This window comes from Micromonospora sp. NPDC049060 (genome assembly GCF_040649055.1).
Classification (GTDB): domain Bacteria; phylum Actinomycetota; class Actinomycetes; order Mycobacteriales; family Micromonosporaceae; genus Micromonospora; species Micromonospora reichwaldensis.
On sequence record NZ_JBEZEV010000162.1, the window covers coordinates 1 to 4,422 of the forward strand.

Annotated in this window: 4 protein-coding genes and 1 tRNA gene; 2 read left to right on the forward strand and 3 right to left on the reverse strand. The window is 71.1% G+C overall.

Features of this window, described 5'->3' with window-relative positions; translation table 11 throughout:
• Nucleotides 1-57: 57 nt before the first annotated feature.
• The 3 genes from AB0B83_RS29895 to AB0B83_RS29905 all read right to left on the reverse strand — a co-directional run bounded on the left by AB0B83_RS29895 (nt 58) and on the right by AB0B83_RS29905 (nt 3,342).
• Nucleotides 58-1,215 (reverse strand): branched-chain amino acid ABC transporter substrate-binding protein, encoded by a 1,158-nt coding sequence (locus AB0B83_RS29895; RefSeq protein WP_357580973.1) that lies wholly within the window; start codon nt 1,213-1,215, stop codon nt 58-60.
• Between the two features lie 259 nt (nt 1,216-1,474).
• Complete coding sequence (locus AB0B83_RS29900; RefSeq protein WP_357580974.1) at nt 1,475-2,641, reverse strand: hypothetical protein; 1,167 nt, start codon at nt 2,639-2,641, stop codon at nt 1,475-1,477.
• An 80-nt stretch (nt 2,642-2,721) separates the two neighbouring features.
• Entirely contained in the window at nt 2,722-3,342 is a 621-nt protein-coding gene (locus tag AB0B83_RS29905) for a response regulator (RefSeq protein ID WP_357580975.1), read from the reverse strand.
• An 81-nt stretch (nt 3,343-3,423) separates the two neighbouring features.
• Here AB0B83_RS29905 and AB0B83_RS29910 point away from each other — a divergent pair.
• Nucleotides 3,424-3,506 (forward strand) — tRNA-Leu (locus AB0B83_RS29910).
• A gap of 32 nt (nt 3,507-3,538) precedes the next feature.
• Nucleotides 3,539-4,288 carry a transcriptional regulator gene (locus AB0B83_RS29915; protein ID WP_357580976.1) on the forward strand — a complete coding sequence of 250 codons (750 nt, stop codon included), beginning with the start codon at nt 3,539-3,541 and terminating at the stop codon, nt 4,286-4,288.
• Nucleotides 4,289-4,422: the final 134 nt, after the last annotated feature.

A 4,422-nucleotide genomic window follows, 5' to 3' on the forward strand; every position in this document is an offset into this window, starting at 1 on the left:
GCACAGCTCCCGGCCGCGCCCGCGATCACCACTCAATCGCCGTTGCAGCGACCGACGTCAGGACTTGGGGATCTCCTGGTCCGGAACGACCTTGCCGTCCTTGACCTTGAAGGCCCAGACCTTGACCTGCGCCGGGTCGAGCTCGCCGCCCTCGACGAACTTGTAGCTCGCCGCGACGCCCTCGCCGCTGTAGCCCTTCACGAACTCCAGCAGGCCCTCACGGGTGGTCTTGCCCGCCTTGATGCCGGCCAGCAGGATGTTCGCCGCGTCGTAGGCCGTGTCGCTGTAGGTGCCCGGGTCGGTGCCGTTGAGCGCCTTGTACTCCTCGATGAAGGTGCCGCGCGCCTCGGCGGCCGGCTGGCACGGGCAGGTGAGGATGGTGCCCTCGGCCGCCGCCGCACCCGCGGAGGTGATGTACGCGGCGTCGTTCACGCCGTCACCGGCGATCATCGGAGCGGTGACCCCGGCAGCGGTGAGCTGCTTGCGGATCAGGCCGGCCTCCTGGTAGTAGCCGCCGTAGAAGACCGCCTTGACGTTGGCGGCCTTGACCTTGGTGACCACGGCCGAGAACTCGACCTGCTTGCCGTCGCCCTGGACCTTGTCCGAGCCGACGACCGCGGGGCCGAGCAGCTTCTTGACCTCGTCGGCCAGGCCGGCGCCGTACGCGGACTGGTCGTCGATGACGTAGACCTTGTCGGCCTTCAGCACGTTCTTGATGTAGTTGCCGGCACCCGGGCCCTGGCTCAGGTCGTTGCCGACCGCGCGGAAGAAGGTCTTCCAGTTCTGCTTCGCGAGCGTCGGGTTGGTGGCCGACGGGGTGATGGTCACCAGACCGGCCTCGTTGAAGAGCGGACCGGCGGCCTCCGACTCACCCGAGTAGGCCGGGCCGACGATGCCGAGGATCTTGGTGTCGTCGATGGCCTTCTGGGCCAGCTGCGGGGCCTGGTCCGGGCTGCCCTGCGAGTCCAGGGGAACCAGCTCGACCTTGCAGTCGGCGTTCTCCTTGTTGTACTTGTCGACCGCCAGCTTGACGCCGTTGTTCTCGTTGATGCCGAGCGCCGCCGACGGGCCGGTCAGCGCGCCGAAGAACGCGATCTTGTTGCCGCAGGCGTCGCCACCGGACGCCGCGTCGTCGCTACTGGAGCATGCCGTGCCGCCGGCGACGAGCGCCAGCATGGCGACCCCACCGATAACGCGCGCGAGCTTCTGCCTCAAGGCCCGAACCCTCCTCCGTCCAATGGTCCGAACCACCCGCTGCCGATTGGCCCTTGCGGGGGCGGACGAACCAGACCGTCGTCGCCGGTCTGGGGCCGGACGCTATCCCACCTTTGAGCTGTGACGAAAGCCCCAGGGGAGCGGGTTGACCGAACCGTTACACGGCGTGGCGGGTTCGAAACGATCGCTGTAAGAACCGTCGGCGGCGAAAGGCCTTCGCCTTCGTTTCATCGGTAACGGGTCGATCTTCGTCCACCCTTTACCGATCGATGGTCGGCAACCCGACTGACCAGGCCCGGGACGCCTCCCCGTCGTCAGACACCAACACCAGTCGATCACCCTGCGACGCGACCGCCACGGCCGTGTTCCCACCATCCGGCACAGGGGCCGGCATGTCCATCAGTCGCCACGAATCCCCCGCATCGGCGGAAAGCCACAGTCCGTGACCACCGCCGTCCCCCGTCACCGCGACCAGCTCCCGCCCGGCCGGCACCAGGGCGTCGACCGTGGACACCCCCGGGCCGGGCGCGCCGAACCCGCCGGCCCGCCGCCACTCGTCGCCCGCCAGCCGCCAGGTCGCGAACCCGTCCCGCACCGGGCCGACGGCCACCACCGCACCGTCGACCGAGGCCACCCGCTGCGCCTGGCCCCGCCCGTCCGGCACCGGCAGCGCCATCCGCCGCCAGGCCCGGCCGTCGGCCGAGCTCCAGGCCAGGGGCGTCAGCGCCGTCGTGCCGGGCGGCAGCACCGCGCCCACCACCCACCAACCCGACGGCAGGGCCACCGCGTCGAACGCGACCGTCCGGCCCCGCCCGTCACCGGCGAGTTCCGCGACGCCCTCCCGGATCGCGAAGCGCTCGCCGTCCGACGACGTCCAGACCGCCGCCCCGTCGACCCGCGCCCCCGCGATCAGCCACCCGGCCGGGCCCGCCGCCAGCCGCGCCACGTTCACCGCGCGCGGGCCCGCGTACAGCTCGAAGGGCGCCGGCGCCTCCTGGAGCTGCCCGCCCGGCGACTGCGACCAGGTGCCCGTGCGCGGGTTGCCGTGCGCGCCGCCGTTCTTCGCCCCGAGCGCCGCCAGCCGGCCGTCGCGGCACGCGGCCGCGTAGAGCACGTGCTGGCGGCCGTAGTGGCTCGACGGCGAGACCGGCAGCGCCGTCCACGACACGCCGTCGGTGCTGCGCCAGGCCGCCGGCCGGGTCTCCCCCTCCGCGTCGGCCAGCCCGCCGACCACGTACCACGTGCCGGCGCAGGCCACGGCGTCGCGCAGCAGCGGCCGGCCGGGGGCGCCCGGCGGCGCCGGCAGGGTCAGCGGCTGCCACCGCGGTCGCAGCGGCTCGTCGGCGGGCTCCGCCGGGGCCCGGTCGCAGCCGGCCAGCAGCACCGCGAGGGCGCCGAGCACCGCCACCAGCCGCCGGATCCACATGGATCAGATGCTATCGATCAACGGCTCCCGCGAGGAGTCCCCGGAGCGCATACCGGCGTGTCGCGTCGCCCGTGGGGCACTCAGGAGGCGGGCTGGGCGACCTCGCCGCCGGCGGTCTCGGCGAGGATCCGCTCGGCGACCTCCTTCATGGTCATCCGGTGGTCCATCGCCGTGCGCTGGATCCACTTGAACGCCTGCGGCTCGCTCATCCCGTACGTCGTCATCAGCGCGCCCTTGGCGCGCTCGACCGTCTTGCGGATCTCCAGCCGGTCGGTCAGCCCCGCGACCTCCGCCTCCAGGGCGGCGATCTCCGAGTAGCGCGACAGCGCGATCTCCACCGCCGGGACCAGGTCGCTCTTCTGGAAGGGCTTCACGAGGTACGCCATCGCGCCGGCCGCCCGCGCACGCTCCACCAGGTCACGCTGGCTGAACGCGGTCAGGATGATCACCGGGGCGATCCGGGCGCCGGCGATCCGCTCGGCGGCGGCCAGGCCGTCCATGATCGGCATCTTGATGTCGAGGATGACCAGGTCCGGCTTCAGCTCCTCGGCGAGCCGGACCGCCGTCTCCCCGTCACCGGCCTCGCCGACGACCTCGTAGCCCTCCTCGACGAGCATCTCGGCCAGGTCCAGCCGGATCAGCGCCTCGTCCTCGGCGATCAGAACGCGCCTGCGCTCGACGTCCGTCTGCATCTCGGCCACGAGCCACTCCCACCATCGTTCCCGGCACGGCTACCACCCATGCTCCCGCACGAGCGTAGTCGGGTACAGTAAGCCGCACTCGCCGGGATGGTGGAACGGCATACACGGAAGTCTCAAACACTTCTGCCCGAGAGGGCTTGCGGGTTCGAATCCCGCTCCCGGCACACCTGTCATACACCTGTTCGATGATGCGTGGGTGCACCCACCTGAGATGCGGGCCCGAGCCCGCGCGCTCCGCGCTCGCGGCAGCAACATCCGGTCGGTCGCCCGGGACCTGTCCCTGCCCTACAGCACCGTCTGGCACTGGTGCGTGGACCGACCCGAGCCGGTCATGGTCGGCACCGCCGCCCGCTGCTTCCGCTGTTCCCCCGATGTCGACAATCCGACTGACCCGACGGCCTATCCCTACCTACTGGGCCTCTATCTGGGGGACGGCCACCTGGTCACCACCGACCGGGTTCCCGTCCTGCGCATCTACTGCGCCGACGCATGGCCTGATCTCATCGACGCCTGCGATGTCGCGATGAAGGCGGTGCTCGCCAACAAGGTCCAGCGGATCCAGAAGCAGGGCTGCGTGGCGGTCCAGAGCACCGGCAAGCACTGGCCGTGCCTGTTCCCGCAGCACGGTCCCGGCAAGAAGCACGACCGTCAGATCGTCCTCGCCGACTGGCAGCGGGAGATCCTCACGGCGCGACCCGGCGATTTCCTGCGGGGCCTGTTCCACTCCGACGGGTGCCGCGTCAGCAACCGGGTGACGACGCGCGGCAGGAGCTACGTCTACCCCCGCTACATGTTCGTCAACGAGTCGGCCGACATCATGGGCCTCTGCCAGTGGGCGCTGGACCTGCTCGGCATCGCCTGGCGGATGAATCGCCGTGACTCCCTCTCCGTGGCGCGCCGGGACGCCGTCGCCGCCCTCGATCGCCACGTCGGCCCGAAGTCCTGACCGTGCCGCCCGGTCGACTCCCACGAGTGGAACGCCACGGGTGCCTCCAACACCGACGTGCAGCCCAAGGTGTTCAAGTCCCTGCTCACCATGGACGCCTACATCCTGGTGTCGGGAGGTCGGGCGGAGGTCCG

What these genes read in the sequence shown, in the direction of transcription:
- AB0B83_RS29900 (WP_357580974.1), bottom strand. Translation starts at nt 2,641, where the DNA reads ATGTGGATCCGGCGGCTGGTGGCGGTGCTCGGCGCCCTCGCGGTGCTG.